The sequence below is a fragment of the Paraperlucidibaca baekdonensis genome (assembly GCF_003387535.1).
Taxonomy (GTDB): Bacteria; Pseudomonadota; Gammaproteobacteria; order Pseudomonadales; family Moraxellaceae; genus Perlucidibaca; species Perlucidibaca baekdonensis.
The window spans coordinates 164,500-186,272 of the sequence record NZ_QUNR01000002.1 but is presented as its reverse complement, the minus strand read 5'-3'; the positions used below and the strand labels follow the sequence as shown (position 1 = coordinate 186,272).

General features: G+C 57.9%; 26 protein-coding genes and 1 tRNA gene. 4 read left to right on the top strand and 23 right to left on the bottom strand.

What is annotated here, in order from left to right:
* Positions 1–88: 88 nt before the first annotated feature.
* From ndk to DFR26_RS04810, 11 genes are all read right to left on the bottom strand, one after another.
* Positions 89–520 carry a nucleoside-diphosphate kinase gene (gene ndk, locus DFR26_RS04860; RefSeq protein WP_116207847.1) on the bottom strand — a complete coding sequence of 144 codons (432 nt, stop codon included), beginning with the start codon at positions 518–520 and terminating at the stop codon, positions 89–91.
* Positions 521–583: 63 nt separating this feature from the next.
* A complete protein-coding gene (gene iscX / locus DFR26_RS04855) occupies positions 584–775 on the bottom strand; it encodes a Fe-S cluster assembly protein IscX (protein ID WP_116207846.1) in 192 nt (63 codons plus the stop codon).
* Positions 775–1,113, bottom strand: a complete 339-nt coding sequence (gene fdx, locus DFR26_RS04850; protein WP_116207845.1) for an ISC system 2Fe-2S type ferredoxin — start codon at positions 1,111–1,113, stop codon at positions 775–777. The genes iscX and fdx overlap by 1 nt, the downstream gene beginning before the upstream one ends.
* 1 nt (position 1,114) lies before the next feature.
* Entirely contained in the window at positions 1,115–2,992 is a 1,878-nt protein-coding gene (hscA, locus tag DFR26_RS04845) for a Fe-S protein assembly chaperone HscA (protein ID WP_116207844.1), read from the bottom strand.
* Positions 2,993–2,994: 2 nt separating this feature from the next.
* A complete protein-coding gene (gene hscB / locus DFR26_RS04840) occupies positions 2,995–3,519 on the bottom strand; it encodes a Fe-S protein assembly co-chaperone HscB (RefSeq protein WP_220375703.1) in 525 nt (174 codons plus the stop codon).
* A 30-nt stretch (positions 3,520–3,549) separates the two neighbouring features.
* Positions 3,550–3,873: an iron-sulfur cluster assembly protein IscA gene (gene iscA, locus DFR26_RS04835; RefSeq protein ID WP_116207842.1), complete on the bottom strand. Its 324-nt coding sequence runs from the start codon at positions 3,871–3,873 to the stop codon at positions 3,550–3,552.
* A gap of 1 nt (position 3,874) precedes the next feature.
* On the bottom strand, positions 3,875–4,258 hold the full coding sequence (gene iscU, locus DFR26_RS04830) for a Fe-S cluster assembly scaffold IscU (protein ID WP_116207841.1): 384 nt from the start codon (positions 4,256–4,258) through the stop codon (positions 3,875–3,877).
* A gap of 28 nt (positions 4,259–4,286) precedes the next feature.
* Entirely contained in the window at positions 4,287–5,504 is a 1,218-nt protein-coding gene (locus DFR26_RS04825; protein ID WP_116207840.1) for an IscS subfamily cysteine desulfurase, read from the bottom strand.
* 27 nt (positions 5,505–5,531) lie between these two features.
* Positions 5,532–6,020: a Fe-S cluster assembly transcriptional regulator IscR gene (gene iscR, locus DFR26_RS04820; protein ID WP_116207839.1), complete on the bottom strand. Its 489-nt coding sequence runs from the start codon at positions 6,018–6,020 to the stop codon at positions 5,532–5,534.
* A gap of 142 nt (positions 6,021–6,162) precedes the next feature.
* Positions 6,163–6,966, bottom strand: coding sequence for a serine O-acetyltransferase (cysE, locus tag DFR26_RS04815; protein ID WP_116208150.1), 804 nt, complete (start codon positions 6,964–6,966; stop codon positions 6,163–6,165).
* 8 nt (positions 6,967–6,974) lie between these two features.
* A complete protein-coding gene (locus DFR26_RS04810; RefSeq protein ID WP_116207838.1) occupies positions 6,975–7,811 on the bottom strand; it encodes an RNA methyltransferase in 837 nt (278 codons plus the stop codon).
* Between the two features lie 56 nt (positions 7,812–7,867).
* On the opposite strand from DFR26_RS04810, the gene DFR26_RS04805 reads away from it, so the two are divergent.
* Entirely contained in the window at positions 7,868–8,683 is an 816-nt protein-coding gene (locus tag DFR26_RS04805) for an inositol monophosphatase family protein (protein WP_116207837.1), read from the top strand.
* Between the two features lie 49 nt (positions 8,684–8,732).
* Here DFR26_RS04805 and DFR26_RS04800 read toward each other — a convergent pair whose 3' ends face one another.
* The 8 genes from DFR26_RS04800 to queA all read right to left on the bottom strand — a co-directional run bounded on the left by DFR26_RS04800 (position 8,733) and on the right by queA (position 16,071).
* Positions 8,733–9,386: a hypothetical protein gene (locus DFR26_RS04800; protein WP_116207836.1), complete on the bottom strand. Its 654-nt coding sequence runs from the start codon at positions 9,384–9,386 to the stop codon at positions 8,733–8,735.
* 155 nt (positions 9,387–9,541) lie between these two features.
* Positions 9,542–9,832: a hypothetical protein gene (locus DFR26_RS04795; protein ID WP_220375702.1), complete on the bottom strand. Its 291-nt coding sequence runs from the start codon at positions 9,830–9,832 to the stop codon at positions 9,542–9,544.
* A gap of 48 nt (positions 9,833–9,880) precedes the next feature.
* Positions 9,881–10,552 carry a glutathione S-transferase family protein gene (locus tag DFR26_RS04790; protein WP_116207834.1) on the bottom strand — a complete coding sequence of 224 codons (672 nt, stop codon included), beginning with the start codon at positions 10,550–10,552 and terminating at the stop codon, positions 9,881–9,883.
* Between the two features lie 19 nt (positions 10,553–10,571).
* Complete coding sequence (gene secF / locus DFR26_RS04785) at positions 10,572–11,489, bottom strand: protein translocase subunit SecF (protein ID WP_116207833.1); 918 nt, start codon at positions 11,487–11,489, stop codon at positions 10,572–10,574.
* A gap of 9 nt (positions 11,490–11,498) precedes the next feature.
* Entirely contained in the window at positions 11,499–13,355 is a 1,857-nt protein-coding gene (gene secD / locus DFR26_RS04780; protein WP_116207832.1) for a protein translocase subunit SecD, read from the bottom strand.
* Positions 13,356–13,406: 51 nt separating this feature from the next.
* On the bottom strand, positions 13,407–13,742 hold the full coding sequence (yajC, locus tag DFR26_RS04775; protein ID WP_116207831.1) for a preprotein translocase subunit YajC: 336 nt from the start codon (positions 13,740–13,742) through the stop codon (positions 13,407–13,409).
* A gap of 5 nt (positions 13,743–13,747) precedes the next feature.
* The gene (tgt, locus tag DFR26_RS04770; protein ID WP_116207830.1) at positions 13,748–14,878 is read right to left on the bottom strand and encodes a tRNA guanosine(34) transglycosylase Tgt; all 1,131 of its coding nucleotides are present in this window, start codon (positions 14,876–14,878) and stop codon (positions 13,748–13,750) included.
* Positions 14,875–16,071, bottom strand: a complete 1,197-nt coding sequence (gene queA, locus DFR26_RS04765; protein ID WP_116207829.1) for a tRNA preQ1(34) S-adenosylmethionine ribosyltransferase-isomerase QueA — start codon at positions 16,069–16,071, stop codon at positions 14,875–14,877. Before queA ends, tgt begins: the two co-directional genes overlap by 4 nt.
* A gap of 99 nt (positions 16,072–16,170) precedes the next feature.
* Here queA and DFR26_RS04760 point away from each other — a divergent pair.
* Together DFR26_RS04760 and DFR26_RS04755 are read left to right on the top strand one after the other, a co-directional pair.
* Positions 16,171–16,257 (top strand) — tRNA-Leu (locus DFR26_RS04760).
* 70 nt (positions 16,258–16,327) lie between these two features.
* Positions 16,328–16,945 (top strand): RDD family protein, encoded by a 618-nt coding sequence (locus DFR26_RS04755; protein ID WP_116207828.1) that lies wholly within the window; start codon positions 16,328–16,330, stop codon positions 16,943–16,945.
* A gap of 2 nt (positions 16,946–16,947) precedes the next feature.
* On the opposite strand, the gene DFR26_RS04750 is transcribed toward DFR26_RS04755, so the two are convergent.
* Genes DFR26_RS04750 through lptF form a run of 4 tightly spaced genes read right to left on the bottom strand, consistent with a single transcriptional unit; the run spans position 16,948 to position 20,108 of the window.
* Positions 16,948–17,295 carry a hypothetical protein gene (locus tag DFR26_RS04750; RefSeq protein ID WP_116207827.1) on the bottom strand — a complete coding sequence of 116 codons (348 nt, stop codon included), beginning with the start codon at positions 17,293–17,295 and terminating at the stop codon, positions 16,948–16,950.
* Positions 17,282–17,950 (bottom strand): PP2C family protein-serine/threonine phosphatase, encoded by a 669-nt coding sequence (locus tag DFR26_RS04745; protein WP_116207826.1) that lies wholly within the window; start codon positions 17,948–17,950, stop codon positions 17,282–17,284. The genes DFR26_RS04750 and DFR26_RS04745 overlap by 14 nt, the downstream gene beginning before the upstream one ends.
* A complete protein-coding gene (gene lptG, locus DFR26_RS04740; protein WP_116207825.1) occupies positions 17,950–19,014 on the bottom strand; it encodes an LPS export ABC transporter permease LptG in 1,065 nt (354 codons plus the stop codon). The genes DFR26_RS04745 and lptG overlap by 1 nt, the downstream gene beginning before the upstream one ends.
* Positions 19,011–20,108 (bottom strand): LPS export ABC transporter permease LptF, encoded by a 1,098-nt coding sequence (gene lptF / locus DFR26_RS04735; RefSeq protein WP_181898987.1) that lies wholly within the window; start codon positions 20,106–20,108, stop codon positions 19,011–19,013. The genes lptG and lptF overlap by 4 nt, the downstream gene beginning before the upstream one ends.
* Positions 20,109–20,288: 180 nt before the next feature.
* Between lptF and DFR26_RS04730 the strand changes: the two genes are divergently transcribed.
* Positions 20,289–21,770, top strand: a complete 1,482-nt coding sequence (locus DFR26_RS04730) for a leucyl aminopeptidase (protein ID WP_116207823.1) — start codon at positions 20,289–20,291, stop codon at positions 21,768–21,770.
* The last annotated feature ends 3 nt before the right edge of the window (positions 21,771–21,773 follow it).

Here is a 21,773-nt window from a genome sequence, read left to right as displayed (position 1 = left end):
ATGCTGCGGCCTGTCACGGCGACTTTAGCGGCAATCGCTTCGTCGCATCAAAGCGCATGGGCTGTATCAGACCATGAGCTTACACCGCTTAGCGCGTGCGTGCGAAAACTTCTAATTCACTGAAGAAATAGCCGATTTCACGGGCAGCCGAGGTGGTGGAGTCGGAACCGTGGGCGGCGTTTTCATCGATGCTCACCGCGAAGTCAGCGCGGATGGTGCCCGGTGCGGCATCTTTTGGATTGGTGGCGCCGAGGATATCGCGGTGTGCCAACACGGCGTTTTCGCCTTGCAACGCGCTCACCACCACCGGACCGGAGGTCATGAAGGCAACCAGGTCGTTGAAGAAGCCGCGCTCGCGGTGCTCAGCGTAAAAGCCTTCGGCTTCGGCTTGCGACAGGTGCTTCATTTTGGTAGCCACAATGGTCAAGCCAGCAGCTTCAAAGCGGCTGAAAATAGCGCCAATGGCATTTTTACCAACGGCATCGGGCTTAATGATAGACAGGGTACGTTCGATCGCCATGAGGCACTCCAAAAAATAGTTGCGCTGGCCCAATGCCAGTCAATGGGCGCAAATTATACGCACTTACACTTCGTCTATCCACGCCATTTGAATAGCTTCGAGGACTTTTTCGCCACAACGCGCCGGGTCATCGTTAAACTCGGACAGGTCCATGACCCATTGGCGTAGGTCGGTGAAGCGCACGGTGAGCGGATCTGTGTCGGGATGAGCATCACAAAGCGCAATGGCAATATCTAAGGTATCAGTCCATTTCATCAGTGTTGTTCCGATGCGTGATTGAGTGTGTAGCGCGGGATTTCCACCACTAAGTCGTCGTCGGCGACCACCGCCTGACACGACAAACGCGACTCCGCCTCTAAGCCCCAGGCTTTATCGAGCATATCCTCTTCGAGTTCATCGAGCTCGCCAAGCGAATCAAAACCTTCGCGCACCACCACATGGCAGGTCGTGCAAGCGCAGGATTTTTCGCAGGCATGCTCAATGCTAATGCCATGGCGCAAGGCTGCATCACAGACGGTCTCGCCGGTGTTGGCCTCGATCACTGCCCCGTCTGGGCAGACCTCGTGATGCGGCAGAATGATGATCTGCGGCATATTATTTCTCCTCGATTTGAGTCAGGGTTTTGCCGGTAAAGGCCGATTGGATGCCAGCGTCCATGCGCCGTGCAGCGAAATCTTCGCTGGCGGCATTGAGCGCCTCGGTGGCGGCGGTGATGGCATCGCTATCATCGCCTGCGGCCAGTGCTTTGAGGGCGGCGAGCTGGTCATTGAGTGTTTGGCGCTCGGTACTGCTGAGCAAATGGCCATCGCTGGCGAGAGCGGCGTCGGTGGCTAACCACAAGCGCTCGGCCTCGGCTTTCGCCTCGTGTAGGCTGCGCGCGCGCATGTCCTCAGTCGCGTGGGTTTGCGACTCTTTTAAAAGCCGCAAAATGTCGTCATCGGCCAAGCCCCAGGAAGGCTTCACGACGATATCGGCGCGCACGCCAGAGGTGGTTTCCATGGCGCTGACACTGAGCAGGCCATCGGCATCGACTTGAAAGGTCACGACAATACGCGCGGCACCGGCAACCATGGCCGGAATGCCGCGCAGCTCAAAACGCGCCAATGAGCGGCAATCGGCCACGAGCTCGCGCTCGCCTTGCAGCACATGCAGGCTCATTGCGGTTTGGCCATCTTTGAAGGTGGTGAACTCTTGCCCGCGAGTGACCGGAATCGGCGTATTGCGCGGCACGATTTTTTCCACCAGACCGCCATAGGTCTCAAGGCCCAGCGACAGCGGGATCACATCGAGCAAGAGCAAGTCGCTGTCGGGCTTATTGCCAACCAGCACATCAGCCTGCACGGCTGCCCCAATGGCCACAACCTGATCGGGATCAAGATGCGCCAGCGCCGGCTTACCAAAAAACTCGGCTACGCGCTCGCGCACCAAGGGCACACGCGTGGATCCGCCCACCAATACGGCCTCACTCAAGTCTGCCGGTTTCAACCCGGCATCACGCAGGGCGCGGCGGCAAGCTTTCAAAGTGCGATCGACCATTGGGGCAATGAGCGCCTCAAAGTCGGCGCGCGTGAGTGTGCCCTGCCAATCCGCCGGCGCACCACCGGTGCCTTTGGCGAGGTTTAAGCTCACCGAATCGCGCTCAGTCAGTGCTTCTTTGACCTTGCGCGCGGTGGTCAGTAGGCGGCGCTGGGCATCGGCATCGGGCTGGCTAATCTGTGCTTGCTGCATCAGCCATTGCGCGATGGCGTGGTCGAAATCATCACCGCCGAGCGCCGAATCACCGCCGGTGGCCAGCACCTCAAATACGCCTTTGTGTAAGCGTAAAATGGAAATATCGAAGGTGCCGCCGCCCAAATCATAAATGGCGTGCACACCCTCGGCTTCGCGATCAAGGCCATAGGCGACGGCAGCCGCCGTGGGCTCATTGAGCAGGCGTAAAACCTCTAGGCCAGCGAGGCGCGCAGCATCTTTGGTGGCTTGCCGCTGGGCTTCGTCAAAATACGCTGGCACGGTAATCACCGCGCCCGCCAGTTCACCGCCCATGACCGCCTCAGCGCGCACACGCAAGGCTTTCAAAATTTCGCTAGATGCCTCGACCGGACTGCGCTCGCCAGCAGCGGTTTGGAAATACGGCACGCCGTTATCGTGGGTGACGATATTGTAGAGCAGCTGGTCGCCGAGTTGATGCGCGGCGTTGGCACCGCGACCCATAAAGCGCTTCACCGATGACAAGGTGTTAATGGCATCATTGGCACCGCGCGCCAGTGCATTGGCTCCCACGCTGACCTCAGCGCCGTAATGCACCACCGAGGGCAGTAGCACCTGTCCGGTGGCATCGGGCAAAACGCGTGGCAAGCCGCTCTGCACAGTGGCGACTAAGGAGTGCGTGGTGCCTAAATCAATGCCTATCGCCAGGCGATGCTGATGCGGCGCCTGCGCCTGGCCGGGTTCGGCGATTTGCAACAAAGCCATGACTAGAGATCCTGTTCGTCTTCGAGGCGCTCAATATGGCGATCGATCTCGCTCAATAAACGCTGCATGAATTGCATTTTACGCACGGTATCTTGTGCTTCTGGCCAGTCGGGCTCGGCATAATCAATGGCAAATTCGCGCTGCAAACTCGCCTGCCATTGGCCCACTTCATCGCGCAGGCCATCAAGCCCCTCAATGCTCTCGGCATCGTCGAGCTGCTCACGCAGATCCATTTGCGCCATGAGAAAATCGGTATCGGATACCGTCGTGCTTTCGTTATCGATGCCGTGTCCAGCCAGTTCAAGCAGGTAGCGCGCGCGCCGCACCGGATCACGCAGCGTCTCATGCGCGGCATTAATGCGGGATGACAGCAGCTCGGCCTGCGCTTGCGCACTGGCATCGTGACTGAAACGATCGGGGTGATGCTGCTGTTGCAGCTGGCGCCACAACGGACCTAGCGCCTGCACATCGAGGCCATAGGCCACGGGCAAGCCAAACAAGGCAAAGTAGTTTTCACTGCTGTCCACACGCGACTCCATCAACGGGCTCAGCGCGGCTTAGACCGTAAACGACTCGCCGCAGCCACACTCGCCTTTTTGATTGGGATTGGTGAACTTAAAGCCCTCATTGAGGCCTTCTTTAACAAAGTCCATTTGCGTGCCGTCTAGGTAGGCCAAGCTTTTCGGGTCAACAATGACTTTGATGCCATGCGACTCAAAGACTTGGTCTTCCGGCGCAATGGTATCGACAAATTCGAGCACATAGGCCAAGCCTGAGCAGCCTGAGGTTTTAATGCCCACACGCACGCCCTCGCCCTTGCTGCGCCCGGCGAGGCACGCAGCAATATGGCGAGCGGCTGGCTCACTGAGACTAATCGCCATCTTAGGCGCCGTGCTTTTTGCGGTAGTCAGCCACGGCGGCTTTAATGGCATCTTCCGCCAACACCGAGCAGTGAATTTTCACTGGCGGCAGCGCCAACTCTTCGGCAATTTGCGTGTTTTTGATGCCGGCGGCTTCATCCAAGCTCTTGCCTTTCACCCATTCGGTGACCAGCGAGCTCGAGGCAATGGCCGAGCCACAGCCGTAGGTTTTGAACTTAGCATCTTCGATCACGCCAGCAGCGTTGACCTTGATTTGCAGCTGCATGACATCGCCGCAGGCCGGCGCGCCAACCATGCCGGTACCGACATCAGCATCGCCTTTTTCAAGCTTGCCCACGTTGCGCGGATTTTCGTAATGGTCGATGACTTTTTCGCTATAGGCCATGATAGTTCTCCTGGTCTGCTGGGCAGAGTTAGTGTGCTGCCCACTGCACGGTGGATAGGTCGATGCCGTCTTTATACATATCCCACAAGGGCGATAAATCGCGCAGGCGGTTGACCGCCGCACGGGACTGCTCAATGACAAAGTCGATGTCATCCTCAGTAGTAAAACGCCCCATGGTAAATCGAATCGAGCTGTGTGCGAGCTCATCGCTGAGGCCTAGCGCACGCAACACATAAGATGGCTCAAGGCTAGCCGATGTACAGGCCGAGCCAGACGATACCGCCATGTCTTTCAGCGCCATGATCAGCGACTCACCTTCAACAAAATTGAAGCTGACGTTTAAGTTGCCGGCAATGCGCTGTTCCAGCGAGCCATTGACAAAAACTTGCTCCAAGCCTTGCAGGCCGGCCCACAGGCGATCGCGCAAGCCACGCAGGCGGTCTTGCTCGGCGTTCATCTCTTCGTGTGCTAGGCGGAAGGCTTCACCCATGCCCACTAATTGATGCGTGGCCAGCGTGCCTGAGCGCATGCCGCGCTCATGACCGCCGCCATGAATTTGTGCTTCTAAACGCACGCGCGGCTTGCGGCGCACATACAGCGCACCAACGCCTTTCGGGCCATAGGTTTTGTGCGCACAAAAGCTCATTAAATCGACTTTCATGGCGTTCAGATCAATGTCGATCTTGCCGGTCGATTGCGCGGCATCAACATGCAATAAAATGCCGCGCGCTCGCGTGATTTCGCCAATGGCGGCGATATCGGTGATGGTGCCAATCTCGTTATTAACATGCATCAACGAAACCAGAATTGTGTCATCACGCAAGGCCGCTTCGACCATGGCTGGCTGGATTAAGCCGCTGCCCGCTTCGGGGTCTAAATAGGTGATCTCAAAGCCTTCGCGTTCGAGCTGACGGCAGGCATCAAGCACGGCTTTGTGCTCGATTTTCGAGGTCACAATGTGCTTGCCCTTTTTGCCGTAAAAACCTGCCACGCCTTTAATGGCCAGGTTATTAGACTCGGTAGCGCCGGAGGTCCAGACGATCTCGCGTGGATCGGCTTGCACCAAGGCCGCAACGTGGCCTCGCGCCGCTTCTACCGCTTCTTCGGCCTGCCAACCATACATATGCGAACGCGAGGCAGGATTACCGAAGTTACCCTCCAATCGTAAGCAGTCCATCATGGCCTCAGCAACGCGCGGATCGACCGGCGTGGTGGAGGAGTAATCGAGATAGATCGGACGCTTCATATAAACCTCTGTGTCGGTGGCAATGGCTTAAGCCGTTGCTAAATGCGTATCGGGCGCTAGGCCATCGTGGCGTAAACGCTGCTGCTCACTTTGGCGAATCGACACCGCTTGAACTTCACGGCGCGCTACCAAGGCTTGCAGACTGATGTTGTCGAGAAAATGATGAATCTGTTGGCTCAGGTCTGTCCACAATTCATGAGTAAGACAGGTGGCGCCCTGCTGACAATCGCCTTGACCACCGCAGCGTGTGGCGTCGACCGACTCATCCACGGCATCGATGATCTGCGCCACATAAATACCGTCGGCGGCACGCGCGAGTTGGTAACCACCCCCAGGGCCACGCACGCTGAGTACCAAAGCACTTTTGCGCAATTTGGCAAACAGCTGCTCCAAATACGACACTGAAATCGACTGACGATCAGAGATGTCGTTGAGGTTGACTGGGCCGTGTTGGGCATTGAGCGCCAAGTCCAGCATAGCGGTCACGGCATAGCGGCCTTTGGTGGTTAAGCGCATCGCAGTGGCTCCGACTAATTCCTAGTGTTTTACTAGGGTATTAATCCCGAGTGGTTTAGTCAACTATTTATCCGAGTAAAGCGGTCGGGATTGTAGGCAGTGCGCAGCCGAAATGCCAGTAGCCAACGGTATAATTTGCCGACTATCCACGCCCGCTTTCATCTTCCTGCACCGTTGCCAGCGTTTCCGCACGAATGGCACCGGCGCGTTTATTGCAGACTTCAATGCCGGCTTCACGCAAGTCGGCGCACATTCTATCCATGCGCGCTTCCGCCGCTTGCATGTGGTCGAGCAAATCGCGCATAGCGGCCAATACCGGGTCGGGCAAATCCGGCTGTGCGGCATAAGCCGGGAAGCCAATGCGCTCGGCAAAGTCGCGCCGCGCTTGCTCTTGCGCATCTTTGCAAGCCGCCGGCAAGATGATACGCGCCGCCGGACCGACCACGGTGGCCTCGGCTGGCACGGCTTTCACCACCACGGCATTGGAGCCCACCTTCGCGCCACGACCAATGGTGATCGGCCCCAGCACTTGCGCGCCGGCGCCAACCACGACGCCATCTTCTAAGGTGGGATGACGCTTGCCACCATCCCACGACGTGCCGCCGAGCGTAACGCCATGATACAGCGTGACGTCATCGCCAATTTCGGCGGTCTCGCCAATGACCACCCCCATGCCGTGATCAATAAAAAAGCGTCGACCAATTTTCGCGCCCGGATGAATCTCGATGCCTGTCCAAAACCGCGACAAGGTCGAGATAAAACGCGCCAAGCCTTTCCAGTTGGCGTGCCAAAGTCGATGCGCCCAACGATGCGCCAGCGCCGCATGCAGGCCGGGGTAATTTAGAAAGACTTCAAGCCGTGTGCGCGCCGCCGGGTCACGATCAAACACCGAGTCGATGTCTTCACGGATACGGCAAAATAGGCCTTCGCGGGTCTTTGTATTCATAGGCTCACTCATGGGCGCTCCTGCTCAGCGCGTGCTGCAATGGCGGGTGATGGCGCGGCCGCTCGACGCGGCGCATCGGCACTGAGCGCAATCACCCGCTTGAAAAATCCGCGCAATAAATTGTACTCCGGCCGGTCTAGGCGGGTGCGGCCAAACAAACGCCGCAGTCGCGTGAGAATTTGCCGTGGGTTCGCGGGATCCAAAAACTCGGCGGCGACCAAGGCTTGCTCCAAATGCGTATAAAATTGCGCCATGTCCTCGCCGGGAATCAGCTCTTCATCCCAAGGCACTAGCGTGATGGGCATACGCTCCGGCTCAGCGGCCGATGCCGCCGTGGTCACCGGCGCCTCACTTGCCAACAAATGCGCCATGCGCGTCTCGTAGCTCAGCACTTGCACAGCCGAGGCTACATTGAGCACACCATAGACTTCATTGGTGGGGATGAATACATGGCCATGGCAAAGCTGCAGCTCATCATTGGTTAAACCGCGATCTTCGCGACCAAAGACAAAGGCGAGCTTGGCCCCATTGGCGCCGTATTGCTGAGCCATTTGGCCGGCTTCACGGGCATCGATTTGCGCGATGTTAATGGTGCGATTGCGGGCGCTGGTGCCGAGCACGACTTCGCAATCGGCGATGGCGTCGGCCAGTGTCGCGACCACGCGCGCATTGGCGAGAATGTCGGAGGCGCCCGAGGCCAACGAGGTGGCATCGGCATGCGGGAAATGCTTCGGGCAGACCAGCACCAGATCGGTGAGGCCCATGGTTTTCATGGCACGCGCTGCCGAGCCGATATTCGCCGGCAAGGAAGTGTGCACAAGGATAATACGAGTAGAGATATTCATAAGGCGGCCTATGTTACACTAGCTGCATCCCACGTTCTTTATACAGAGTCCGCTACATGCAACCCATGCTGACGATGGCGCTTCGCGCCGCCAACTTGGCCGCCGATATTATCGCGAAAGCCGCCGACCGTTTAGATTTAGTTGATGTTGAAGCGAAAGGCTTGAACGACTACGTCACGCAAGTCGATACCGCCGCTGAGCGCGCCATCATCGATTTCGTGAAAAAGACGTATCCGGGCCACGGCATTCAAGCCGAAGAGTCAGGGCGCACGGCCGGCAAAGGTGAAGGCGCGGACTGGCTGTGGATTATCGATCCGCTCGATGGCACCACGAATTTCATCCACGGCTTTCCGCAATACGCGATCTCCATTGCCGTGCAATACAAAGGCGTCACCGAACACGCGGTGGTGCTCGACCCGCTCAAGCGCGAAGCCTTCTCCGCCAGTCGTGGCCGCGGCGCCACCATGAACGGCCGCCGCTTGCGCGTCTCCGACCGTCGCGGCTTAGAGGGTGCGTTGATTGGCACCGGCTTCCCTTTCCGCCCCGATCAAATGCACGCGATGGATGGCTACCTCAATATGTTCAAGGCCATCGCGAGCCAAACCGCCGGCCTGCGCCGTGCCGGTGCCGCATCGCTCGACCTCGCCTATGTCGCGGCCGGTCGCTTAGATGGCTTCTTTGAATTTGGCTTAGCGCCCTGGGATATCGCTGCTGGCGAGCTAATTATTCGTGAGGCCGGCGGCTTGGTATCTGACTTTGCTGGCGGCCACAGCTACTTGGCCAGCGGCAATATTGTTGCCGGCAATCCGAAGGTGTTTAAAGGCTTGCTCACCGCGTTGGCACCGCATGTGCCGGCCAGCTTAAAAGGCTAAAACAAACAGCCGCGCTAACACCGCGGCTTTTTTATGCCCAACGAATGCTTTAGAGCCCAGAAAAAGCCCGCGAAATACCCACCCGCAGATTGTTGGAGTCCACGCTAGTTTCCGTTCGGTTTGATGCATTCATTTGCATCCACGTGGCCTCAACAAACAGCTTGGTTTTATCGAGCTGTGTGCTCAAGCCCAGCAGCCCTTCCATGCCCGAGCGCGACTCCAGCTGCAACACGCCAGCACTAGCATACGCAGAGATGGCACTGCTCAAGCGCCAGCTGCTATCGATCCCAACGCCCATGCCAAACAGGCCTTCACTGCTGCGCTGACTCGGCGAATAGGTCTCGTAGCGCACCCATTCCGCCTTAGCGGCCACGCGGAAATCGGTGTTCACGGGTAAGTTCCAGGCCAAGCCAGTGCGGTCTTGGCGCATGCGAAAGGCATTGCCCGAGGTGCAATCGCCGAGCTGGCAAAAGCGTGTGTCCATGTCGCGCTCGCTAGAGACCAGCGCCATGCCGGCATCGGGGCTTTTCACACTGCCCTCAAGGCGGTCGTATTCACTCTGCAGCAGGCGCTCTTGCTTGGTCATCAAGCCGAGCTTGGCAGGCACTTCTTTAAAGAGATTTTTCAGGGTGAGAATTGGCTTTAATTCGCCCGCGTGTAATGGCGATGCCGCCACTGCCGTGGCCAAAAAAAGTCGCTTCATGACCTGTCTCATGATTGTCAGGCAGTCATGGTTGGCGATTATTTAATCAAATACAAGGCAAGCGGCGCCAAGTTTTGTATGTGTTTTGTCTAGATAAACCGTCGCTGCATAAAAAAAACCCAGCCGAAGCCGGGTTTTTGACACATTACAAGCGATTATTTGTCGCCGTTCATCATGTCGTTCATCGAGTCTTTGGCATCAGAAGCCGCATCACTCATGGCCTCACCCGCGTCTTCAGCAGCATCGCCCATAGCGTCGCCTGCATCAGCAGCGGCATCTTTCATGTCTTCCATGGCATCTTTCATGCCTTCGTTTTCACGCGTATCAGTGGCATCACCCACCGCTTCAGCTGCATTGTCCATGGCAGTTTCTGGTTTTTTTTCGCAACCGGTCAACAGAGCAGCGCCTAAAGCGAGCGATAGTGCAGCGGCAAATTTAACATTCATTCTTGATGCTCCTAAGATTTAATAGCACAAGCAGTCTACATGACTGAGCTAGCGCATCAACTCATAGGGGCCACCTTGCGCCAAGGCTTTCCGATAAGCGGGACGCGCGTGCATGCGCTCCAGCAACGCCGAGAGCTGCGGGTAGGATGCATCTAAGCCACCGCGTGCACTCGCCGCCTCTAGGGGAAAGCTCATTTGCACATCAGCGGCACTAAAGTCTTCACCACAGAGCCACGTGCGACCCACCATTTCAGCCTCCATAAAGGCCAAGTGCTGCTTGAGTTGCGGATCAATGAAGTTTTTCTGTGCGCCTTCGCTAATTTTTCGCGCAATGGGCCGCACCAGCCACGGCATTTTCGCCTGCGCCAAACGGCTAAACACCAGCTTTAAGAGCAGCGGCGGCATGGCTGAGCCTTCAGCGTAATGCAACCAATAGCGGTAGCGCAGACGCTCTGGCGTACCAACTGCTGGCTGCAAAGCGCCTTCACCGTAGGTTTCCACAAGATATTCCACGATGGCGCCCGACTCCGCCACCACCACATCACCATCGGTGATGATCGGTGATTTGCCGAGCGGATGAATCGCACGCAGCGCCGCCGGCGCGAGCATGGTCTGCGGATCGCGCGCGTAACGCACGACCTGGTATGGCAGACCCAGCTCTTCGAGCAACCACAGCACCCGCTGTGACCGCGAATGTTCCAAATGGTGAACAGTGATCATCGCGGGCTCCTGACTGCCACTACGGCAGATCGTCTTCGGCTTTTTTCACTTCAATAATAAAGTCTTCTTTCGATAGACCCATCGCTAAAGCATAGGCCGAAGCAATGTAAATCGATGAATACGTACCGGCAAACAAGCCAACCAGCAGCGCCACCGAAAACCAATGCAACGCCGAGCCACCGGCAATGAGCATGGCCAGCACCACCACAATCACCGTTGCCACCGTCATGATCGTGCGTCGTAAGGTCTCGGTCAGCGAGATATCAACGATCTCAGTTGGATCGGCTTTGCGCAGCTTGCGGAAGTTTTCGCGCACACGGTCAAACACCACAATGGTGTCATTCAGCGAGTAGCCGATGAGCGCCAACACCGCCGCCAGCACCGTGAGGTCAAAGGGCAACTGAAACAGTGAAAACACGCCCACCGTAAAAATCACGTCGTGAAACAGCGAGATAACCGCGCCCACGGCGAATTTAAAGCGGTAGCGAATGGCCACGTACAGCATCATCAGGCCGAGCGCTAAGGTGATGGCGATCACCGATTGCGTGTATTGCTCATCGCCAACTTGCGAGCCGACGCTGTCGATCTGCTGCACCACGGCCGTATTGCCTGGCGTAGATACCGCTTCAGCAATGCGTTGACCCACAATCGTGGCCTCGCCGGGCTGTGGTGGCAGACGCACCTGGATAGTGTTGGCACCACCGAGATACTGCACCACGGCGTCATTGATACCAGCTTTCTCAAGGGCTTCGCTCACTTCAGATTGATGTGCCGCCTGCTCGAAGCGCAGCTCAATGGCGGTACCGCCAGTAAAGTCGAGGCCTAGGTTGAGGCCTTGGGTAAACAACGACACCAGGCCGATGATCACTACCGCGCCAGACACATAAGCCATGGCGCGGCGAAAACGCATGAAACGGATAATATGAACGTCGCTCATGACTGCCTCTTAAATACTGATTTTGTTAATACGGCGACCACCATAGACAACTTGCACAATGGCACGTGTCACGGTGATGGCGGTAAACATGGAGGTGAGGATGCCAATGGCCAGCGTGATGGCGAAGCCTTTGATAGGCCCGGTGCCAATGGCAAACAAAATCACCGCGACAATCAGCGTGGTTAAGTTGGCATCAAGAATGGTGCCCCAGGCGCGATCATAGCCGGCGACAATGGAGGCCATGGGGCTCATGCCATTGCGTAACTCTTCGCGGATGCGCTCGCAGATCAGCACGTTGGCATCGACCGCCATGCCGATGGTGAGCACGATGCCGGCAATACCCGGCAATGACAAGGCGGCGCCGAGCGCACCCATCACCGCCATCAGCACAGCCAAGTTTAATAACACCGCAATGTTGGCGATCAAGCCAAAGCCTTTGTAGACCACGAGCATCACCAAGGCGACCAAGAGCAAACCGATTTGTACCGAGAGCAGGCCTTTGTCGATGTTTTCCTGGCCTAAGCTTGGGCCCACGGTACGCTCTTCGACAAAATACATGGGCGCGGCCAATGCACCGGCACGCAGCAGCAACGCTAGCTCTTGTGACTCCGCCGGGGAATCCAGGCCGGTGATGCGGAATTGCGAGCCGAGCATGGACTGCACGGTGGCGACGTTAATGACACGGCGCTCAATATAGGGGTCACGAATCTCTACCGACTTGCCATTGGCATCGGTTTCAAAGCGAATGCGCTGCTTGTTTTCGACAAACAGCACGGCCATTTGACGGCCCACGTTATCGCGCGTGGCATCGGCCATCAGGCGACCACCGCGGGTATCGAGGTTGATGTTGACCTGCGGGCGCGAGAATTCATCGAAGCTCGACTGTGCGTTGGTGACACGCTCGCCGGTCACGATCTTGCGTTTCTCGAGCAGTACATTGCCGCCTTGCGAACGCTCAAAGCGCTCGGTGCCAATGGGCGTACTAAAGCCGGAGTCGGCCTCTTGGCTGGTGAAGCGGAACTCCAAACTGGCGGTACGGCCCAAAATACGCTTGGCCTCAGCAGTATCTTGTAAACCCGGCAGCTCCACGACAATACGGCTGCTGCCTTGGCGCTGAATGACCGGCTCAGATACGCCCAGCTCATTGATACGATTGCGCAAAGTGGTTAAGTTTTGACCCACCGCGTAGTCGATAATTTCGTTGCGCTTTGCCGGCGTGTAATCCAAGCGCAGGCTCGGGCCCTCGGCACCACTGATGGCTTCGGCGGTGAGGTCGGCAAACTGAGCACGCAGCAGATCTAGGCCGGCTTGACGCGCGGCATCATCAGCAAAACGCACCTCTAGTTGGCCACCGGGCAACTCGGTGACGCCGCGATACGCCACGCGGGCTTCGCGAAACTGTTTGCGAATATCGCTGGCATAGCCTTCTTGACGCTGCTCTAGGGCTTTTTCAACGTCAACTTCAAGCTTGAAATGCACACCACCGCGCAAATCCAAACCGAGCTTCACAGGCTTGGCGGCAATGGCTGATAACCAGTCTGGCGTGGTCGGCGCTAAATTCAACGCCACCACATAATTCTCGCCCAAGGCACGGCGCAAGATCGCCTGTGCTTGGACTTGCTGTTCGGGGGTTTTTAGACGCAATAAAATACCTTTGGCTTGCACCTCATCGCCATGGTGCGGCATGTTTGCCTGATCTAAAGCAAACGCAGCGCGCTGCAATAGCTCCGCATCAATGGGCGTTGCCGCCTTGGCGCCAGACACCTGCAGTGCCGGCTCATCGGGGTAAAGATTGGGCAATGAATACAGCACAGAAATGGCAATAACAAAGACAATCAGGACATATTTCCAAGCGGGGAAACGCATGCGAACACCTGTGCAAATAAACACCCCCGAGCGGGTCGGGGGTGGTGAGGATTAAAGGCTTTTCAGCGTGCCTTTGGGCAAATTAGCAATGACCGAGGCTTTTTGAATTTTCACTTCGGTGGTGTCGTTGAGGGCAACCACGGCGAAGTCGCCTTCGAGTTTAGTGATGCGACCGAGTAGGCCACCGGCGAACACGACTTCATCGCCTTTGTTTAAACTTTCCACTAAGTTTTTGGCTTCTTTTTGACGTTTTGCTTGAGGGCGCCATAAGAGGAAATAAAAGATCAGCAAAAAGCCCAGCAACATGACGATTTGGCCAGTCGCTGAGGGAGCTCCAGCGGCAGCAGTACCGCCTTCAGCAAGCGCGTCAGAAATAAAGAAACTCATTGATATTACTCCGAAATATCCACAGTTAGCGGGGGTGTTGGTAGGTCACGACGGGCGTAGAAGTCATCGACGAAGGCCTGCAATCTACCTTGTTCAATGGCCTCACGCAAACCCGCCATGAGGCGTTGGTAATAGCGCAAATTATGAATGGTACCGAGTTGTGCGCCGAGCATCTCGCCGCACTTGTCGAGGTGATGCAAATAGGCACGCGAAAAGCCGGTACAGGCTTGGCAATCGCACTCGGCATCGAGCGGGCCGGTGTCGGTTTTGTACTGACTATTGCGAATACGCACGATGCCATTGCTAACAAAATAATGGCCATTGCGGGCGTTACGCGTGGGCATCACGCAGTCAAACATGTCGATGCCGCGGCGCACGCCCTCGACCAGATCTTCGGGCTTGCCAACGCCCATCACGTAGCGTGGCTTGTGCGCAGGCAGATGCTCTGGCAAAAAGTCGAGGATGCGAATCATGTCTTCTTTTGGCTCGCCCACCGACAAGCCACCAATGGCATAGCCATCGAAATCGATCTGCTCAAGACCGGCCAGCGACTTCAGGCGCAAGTCTTCATACATGCCGCCTTGGACAATGCCAAACAACGCATTGGGGTTGTCGCCGTGGGCATCTTTCGAGCGTTTGGCCCAGCGCAGCGACAGCTCAAGTGACTTATCGGCCTCTATATGCGTGGCCGGATACGGCGTGCACTCATCGAAGATCATCACCACGTCGGAGCCAAGATCACGCTGAATGCGCATGCTTTCTTCGGGGCTTAAAAAGACTTTGCTGCCATCGACCGGCGACTGAAAGCGTACGCCCTCCTCGGTGATTTTTCGGAGTTTGCCCAAGCTAAACACTTGGAAGCCGCCCGAATCGGTGAGGATGGGACCTTGCCATTGCGTGAAATCGTGCAAATCACCGTGAGCTTTAATGATCTCGGTGCCGGGGCGCAGCCACAGGTGAAAGGTATTGCCGAGGATGATCTCGGCGCCAATGGCATGGATGTCGCGCGGCAGCATGCCTTTGACCGTGCCATAGGTGCCGACTGGCATAAACGCCGGCGTCTCCACCGTGCCGCGGTCGAATGTGAGCGTGCCGCGACGAGCTTTGCCATCGGTGGCGTGTAGCGTGAATTTCATAGCGAGTCTCGATGTATCGCCGCGGCGTGCGGCGCTGAGGACGTAGCGGATGGCTCGGCTTGCCAATCGGGGCCAGTGACCCACATGGCATCGCCGTAGCTGAAAAAGCGGTAGTGTTGCGCGATGGCCTCAGCGTAAGCCGCCAGCACCGCCTCGCGGCCGGCCATGGCGGAGACCAGCATGAGCAAGGTGGATTCGGGTAGATGAAAGTTGGTGACCATGGCATCGACGATTTGCCACGCGTAGCCGGGCGTGATGAATAGCCGCGTGTCGCCAGCAAACTCGTGCAGCTGCGCAGCCACCGCGGCTTTGTCAGTCGCGGGGTGCACGCTTGCCGGCTGTGGCTGATTGTCGCTTTGCTGGCTCTGCCCGACTCGCCATTGCTCTGGATCAATACCACGACTAGCCCACGCCATCGACTCCAAAGCCCGCACGCTAGTCGTACCAACCGCAATGACGCGACCACCGCGCGCTCGCGTGGCCTGCACAGCAGCCACCACCTCGGCGCTCACGGTCAGCCATTCGGCGTGCATGATGTGATCTTCGAGCGCATCGGCGCGCACCGGCTGAAACGTGCCGGCGCCAACATGCAGCGTGACAAACGCCGTCTCAATGCCGCGCGCGTCTAGAGCCGCCATCACACCAGCATCGAAATGCAAACCTGCCGTGGGCGCCGCCACCGAGCCCTCGTCACGGGCGTAAACGGTCTGATAACGCTCGTCATCGCTGGCCTCGGCCTCGCGCTGAAAGTACGGCGGCAGAGGCATCTCGCCGATACGCGCCATGATGCCCGCCCACGGCTCATCGGCCTCCAGCACAAACAAGGCCTCGGCACGCGCCGCCATGCGCACCACCGTGCCATCACTCAACACTAACGTGCTGCCCGGCTTCGGCGACTTGCTAGCGCGCACATGCGTCAGCGCCGTAGTCGCTGTGGGCAGGCGCTCAATGAGTATCTCGACCTGACCGCCGCTGGCTTTTTGCGCAAACAAACGCGCCGGCATGACCCGCGACTGGTTAAACACCAACAAATCACCGGGCGCAATCAGACCGGGCAGTTCGCGGAATTGGCGATGCGTGACGCGGCCATCGCGGCTGTTTAAGCACAGCAGCCGCGAGGCACTGCGCTCGGGCAAGGGATAGCGGGCAATGAGCGCGTCGGGCAGGTCAAAATGAAAATCGCGGCGTTGCATGCGGAAAGCGTCGTAAAAAAGGTGGCGCAGTATAGCAGTCTTGGCTTGACGCTGCGTGATGCATCGCTATAATCGCGCCTCGCAACGCAGCAAGTTCAAGCCGAGGTGGCGGAACTGGTAGACGCAGCGGACTCAAAATCCGCCGGTGGAGACATCGTAAGGGTTCGATTCCCTTCCTCGGCACCACTTGACCTTGCTCCGCGATGCTTAGATTCTTGTCTGTTTAAGCCCTTAAGTGCCCACGACAGGATCATTCATGAGCCGTAAGTCCTCGACCTTTCAAAGCAAACAGCGCCAAAAAAAATCGCCCACCCCAGTGGCTAGTAATTCAAGCGAATTTCCACGCGCCGGCATTAGCGTGCGCTTGATGTGCCTGATCTACGATGGCCTGCTGGTGATCGCGCTGCTCGCCGTGCTCAATGTCATCTTAATTGCCCTATTCACCAGCGGCAGCGCCGCCACTGCGCAGGAAGTCGAACTGCTCTCAGCCGATATTCGCTACGGCCTGCAATTTCCCGCCAGCGTGCTCATTACCTTCGGCTTTTATGGCTACTGCTGGACCCGCAGCGGGCAAACCTTGGGCATGCAAACCTGGCGCCTCGAACTGACTCGCCGCGATGGCCATCGTCCGCGTTGGTCCGATGCGCTCAAACGTTTCCTTGCCGCCTGCCTACTGCCCGCGCTCTGCGGCATGTTGGCGTGGGTGCTGCAAGACGCCAACAGCAAAGCCTTCGGCTTTAGCGTGCTGCTTGGTTTTGCCGTGAATTATATTTGGGGCTGGCTGCCATTGACCGGCTTAAGCCACGGCCGCTGCCTACACGATGTGATGAGTGATACCGAAGTGCTGCGTCTACCCGCCAAAAAGTCGCGCTAGCGCTACAGCGACGCCACATACACACACGTCGCCACGGTCAGGCCCAGCAGCGCCCATACCATGCCGCGCTCACGCAGCCGCGGCCACAGCTGTTGGTGCAGATACGCTGCCACTTGGCTGAACACCGAGCGCGCGCTTGACGTATCCGCCAATGGCGCATCGGCTGGCGCATCGATAGCGGTGGAGTCATCGCCAAGCTGCTCGGGCACATCATGCCAATTCGCCTCCACGGCATCGAGCAGTTGCTGGCGTTCGCGCCACGCATCTTGAGCGCTGAGCTCACCGGCCAGTTGCAAGCGCACCAATTCGCGTAAAGCAAAATTAATGGCATCTAAATCAATCGCGGCCATCGCTAACCTCCAGCAACACAAGACTGGCGTTATCGCGGCCACCGGCGACCAGCGCCTCAGCCACCAGCTCGCGCAAGGCCACATTCGGCTCACGGCCTAACCAATGGCGCAAACGCTGATCGCCGACCTGTGCGTGCAAGCCATCGCTGCAGAGCAAATAACGATCGCCGGCGCGCGCGCGCAACACTAAGACATCGGGCAATAATTCTGCGCTGCCCAGCAGCCGCGTTAAATCGCCCTGATCATCAAGATGATCGGTGCTGAGCTGCGTCAACTCACCCGCGCGCAGACGGTACAAGCGCACATCGCCAACCCAAACAAACAGCGACCAAGCCGGCGTGGCGCGCAATACGCCGAGCGTGGCACCGACCAAGCGCGCGGGCTGCTGTGCTTGAGCAAACCCCTGAATTTGCTCGTGTACGGCGAGCAAGACATCGTCGAGTTGATCGCAGGCATCGGACAATCCGCTGGCAAGTTGCAAATTCACCAGGGCATGCGCCAATGCCGCACTGGCCACCGTGCCGGCAACTTGACCGCCCAAGCCGTCAATCACCGCCCACAGCTGTGCGTCATCGCGCAACACCAGTGCATCTTCGTTTTGAGCACGGCGGCTGCCAATATCGCTCACCGCCCATTGTTGCCAACGCAATGCCATTAGCGCGCTCGATACAAGGCGAAACTGCCTAATGCCATGGTCAGTACAATGGGAATGATCACCGCCACTAACGGCGGCGAATGGTAAATCAGGCTGGCAAAACCGGCGGCCTCTTGCACATAGCGAAAGCCCAAGCCCACCAAAACACCGGTAATGATGCGAAAGCCCAAGGTCACCGAGCGCAATGGCCCAAAAATAAATGAACAGGCCACCAGCATCATCGATAACACCGCCAGCGGGCTCAGTAACTTCTTCCAAAATTGCAGGTCGTAGCTGCCGGCATCGAGCGTTTGACGCTTCAAGTACTGCGCAAAGGCATGCAGATCGAGCAAGCCTAATTGCTCCGGTGGCGCCGCGGCCACGCGTAAAAACTCAGGGGTTAGATTAATTGACCAGTTCATGCGCTCGAGACTTTTCACCTCAGCACTGGCATCGGGCAAATACGTGGTGGCGCGCACATCGTGAAGCTGCCACGCCTTGCCATCATAGTCGCCGCGCGCGGCAAACACCGCCTGTGTTAGCCGGCCCGCCTCATTGTAGCCGTAGCGGCTCACGCCCAGCAGCTCGCCCTCTGGCGTGACCACGCGAATATTAATCAGCTCATCGCCCTCGCGCTGCCAATACCCGGTGATGCGCCCAGGCTGATAATCCTGACCCAAGGCCCGCGCTTTCAGCGCATCGCCACGTTGCTCGGTAATCGGCACCACGTATTCGCCCAAGGCCATGCCCAGCGCGATCACTAGCAAGGCGCCGCGCACCACCCACCACACAATACGCGCCAAGCTAACACCGGCGGCGCGCATAATAGTCAGCTCAGAATTCGATGCCAGTGTGCCCAAGCCCACCAGCGCACCAATCAGCGCTGACATCGGCAAAATTTCGTAGCTGTGGCTGGGTAGCACATAGAGCGTGTACTGGAATGCTTGCCAGGCGCCGTAACCGCCACGCACGTTATCGAGCTCACCAATAAATGAGAACACCAGGTCTAGCCCTAAAAGCATGACCTGAACCATGAGCATGGCGAGTAGTACCGTGAGACTCACGTGGCGCGCTAAACGCTTCATGTGCCCAATGCCTGGTGCGGCACGCGGCGAGGTCGGCCGATGCGAAACAGCAGCAGCGCCAGCATCAAATACAGCCCATGCACCACCGCGTAGACCGCACTGCCAACATGGCCCTTCTCAACGGCATTGCGCGTGGCGATCAACAACACCACATAGCTCAAATACAGCACCACCGCCGGCAATAGCTTCAAATAACGGCCTTGGCGCGGATTCACCTTGGCCAACGGCAATGCCAGCAATGACACGATGGGCACAAGCACCACCAGCGACCAGCGCCAGCCAATTTCAGCGGCAGCAATCGGGTTATTGTGACGTTGCGGCCACAAGGAAAGCGTGGCGGTAGCGCGCGGGCTATCGACTTTTTCGCCAGAGACATCGGCCTGCCGGTAGCGCAGGCGGTAGCGCTGAAAATCCATGCGCTGATAGGCGCCATCGCCGGGCCGAACATCCCAGCGCGAGCCATTACTGAGCTCAATGGCCTGACCTTGCAGCGTGGTGTCGTATACGCGCTGGCCAGCCTCGGCCTGAATGATGATTTGCCGCTCCACGCCCTGCGCATCTTTTTTTGATTCGAGCATGATGACATCTTGCAGCTGCGCGCGATCATTGCTGATATCGGCGTAGAGCATGCGCCCACCGACTTGCTGGAAGCGTCCGGGCTGAATGAGGTCGAACGTACTGCGCTGCGCCTGCTCGGCATAGAGCTGCGCTGAGGCGGCATAGCCCATGGCGGTCAGCCACAATGACATGATGGCGGTGGCGACCGTGATCAACAATACCGACGGCGACAACCAGCGCAGCACGCGCCGCTGGCCAACGCCGGAAGCGGCCAACACCGACATTTCATTGTCGAGATACATGCGGCCTAACGCCAACAACAGCCCCATAAACAGGCCCAATGGCAAGATCAGCTCCAGAAAGCTGGGCATGCGATACCACACCGCTGCCGCCAGCAAATCCACCGAAATACGGCCCGAGGCAGCGCGTTCAAAAAACTGAATGATGCGCCCGCTCATCAAGATCACCGTGAGCAGACCTGCCACCGCCACCGTGGTACCGAGCACTTGCGAATTGAGGTATCGCCGGATGATCACAGCTGCATCCTTTAAATAATGAGGGTCGGCGACGGCCCGTGCATGAGATGGCACTGGCAAAAGGTCGGCTGACCAGTAAACTAGCCGCAGATTATCAGACATCTACTCGGCTGTGTCTGCCCTCTGTGCAACTTCCACAGGGCATCCATCGGCCCACTTTTTATTACAGATGAGGTTTTTATGGATTTCGCCGTTGCCGTTATTGCTCATGAGAGCCTCGCCACCAGCGCCCACGGCGCGCTGATTGTAGCCGCCCAAGGCGCACAACTCAGTCCGGCCGCCAGCGCGCTCAATGACGCCAGCCATGGCGCCTTGCAAGCCGCACTCGATGTCAGCGGCTTTGAAGGCAAACTCGGGCAAACCCAAGCGCTCTATGGCCTCAGCGGCATTAAAGCTGGTCTGGTTTTGGTGGTCGGCGCGGGCGAATCGGTATCACTTCAGGCTTGGCAGAAACTGGTCATTGCCGCCGTGAAAGCGCTGCCGAGCAAGACCGCAAAAGCCCTCTCCTATTTAGGCGAATTGCCGGTGACAGGCCGCGATGCGGCCGAGCGCATCAGCGATCAAGCGCGCTTTGCGTTGGCGGCGAGTTATCGATTCGATGCCTATAAGTCGAAAAAAGCGCCAGCCTCGGCGCTGAAACTGACGCTCGCCATTGCCGATAAAGCCGAGCTCAAAGCCGCCAAAGACGCGCTGGTGTGGGGTCAATGCATTGGCACCGGACAAAACTTTGCTCGCGACTTGGGCAACCAGCCGCCAAACATCGCCTACCCCGGCTATTTGGCCGAAATGGGCATGGCGTTGGCCGAAGACGGTGTCATGAGTGTGGACGTAAAAGGCGATGCCGAGCTGCGCGAGATGGGCATGCACTGCTTATTGTCGGTCTCCGAAGGCTCGGTGCACGAAGCGCAACTGGTAACCATGACCTACTCTGGCGGCAAAGCCAAAGACGCACCGGTGGTACTGGTCGGCAAAGGCATCACCTTCGACACCGGCGGCATCAGCCTGAAACCCGGTGGCGGCATGGATGAGATGAAATACGATATGTGCGGCGCCGCCTCGGTCTTGGGCGTGATGGCCGCAATCAAGCTCGCCAAGCTCAAGCTCAATGTCATCGGCGTGATAGCTTGTGCGGAGAATATGCCCTCCGGCAGCGCCACGCGCCCCGGCGATATTGTCACCACACTCTCGGGCCAGACCGTGGAAATTCTCAACACCGACGCCGAAGGCCGCTTGGTGCTCTGCGATGCGCTGACCTATGTCGAACGCTTCAAGCCTGCCGCCGTCGTCGACATCGCCACACTTACCGGCGCTTGCGTGGTGGCCTTAGGCAAAGTCGCCACCGGCTTGTTCTCACCCAAAGATGAACTCGCCGATGAGCTGCTCGCTGCTGGCCAACGCGTGGATGACCGCGCGTGGCGCATGCCGGTCTGGGATGACTACCAAGAATTGCTCGACTCGCCATTTGCCGACATCGCAAATATTGGTGGCCCTACTGCTGGCTCGATTACTGCCGCCTGCTATTTGGCGCGCTTCACCAAGGCCTATGACTGGGCGCACTTAGACATCGCAGGCACCGCATGGCTCAGTGGTGCCGCGAAAGGCTCGACTGGCCGTCCCGTGCCGCTACTGCTCGAGTTTTTACGCGCACGAGCTGCAGGCTAATCG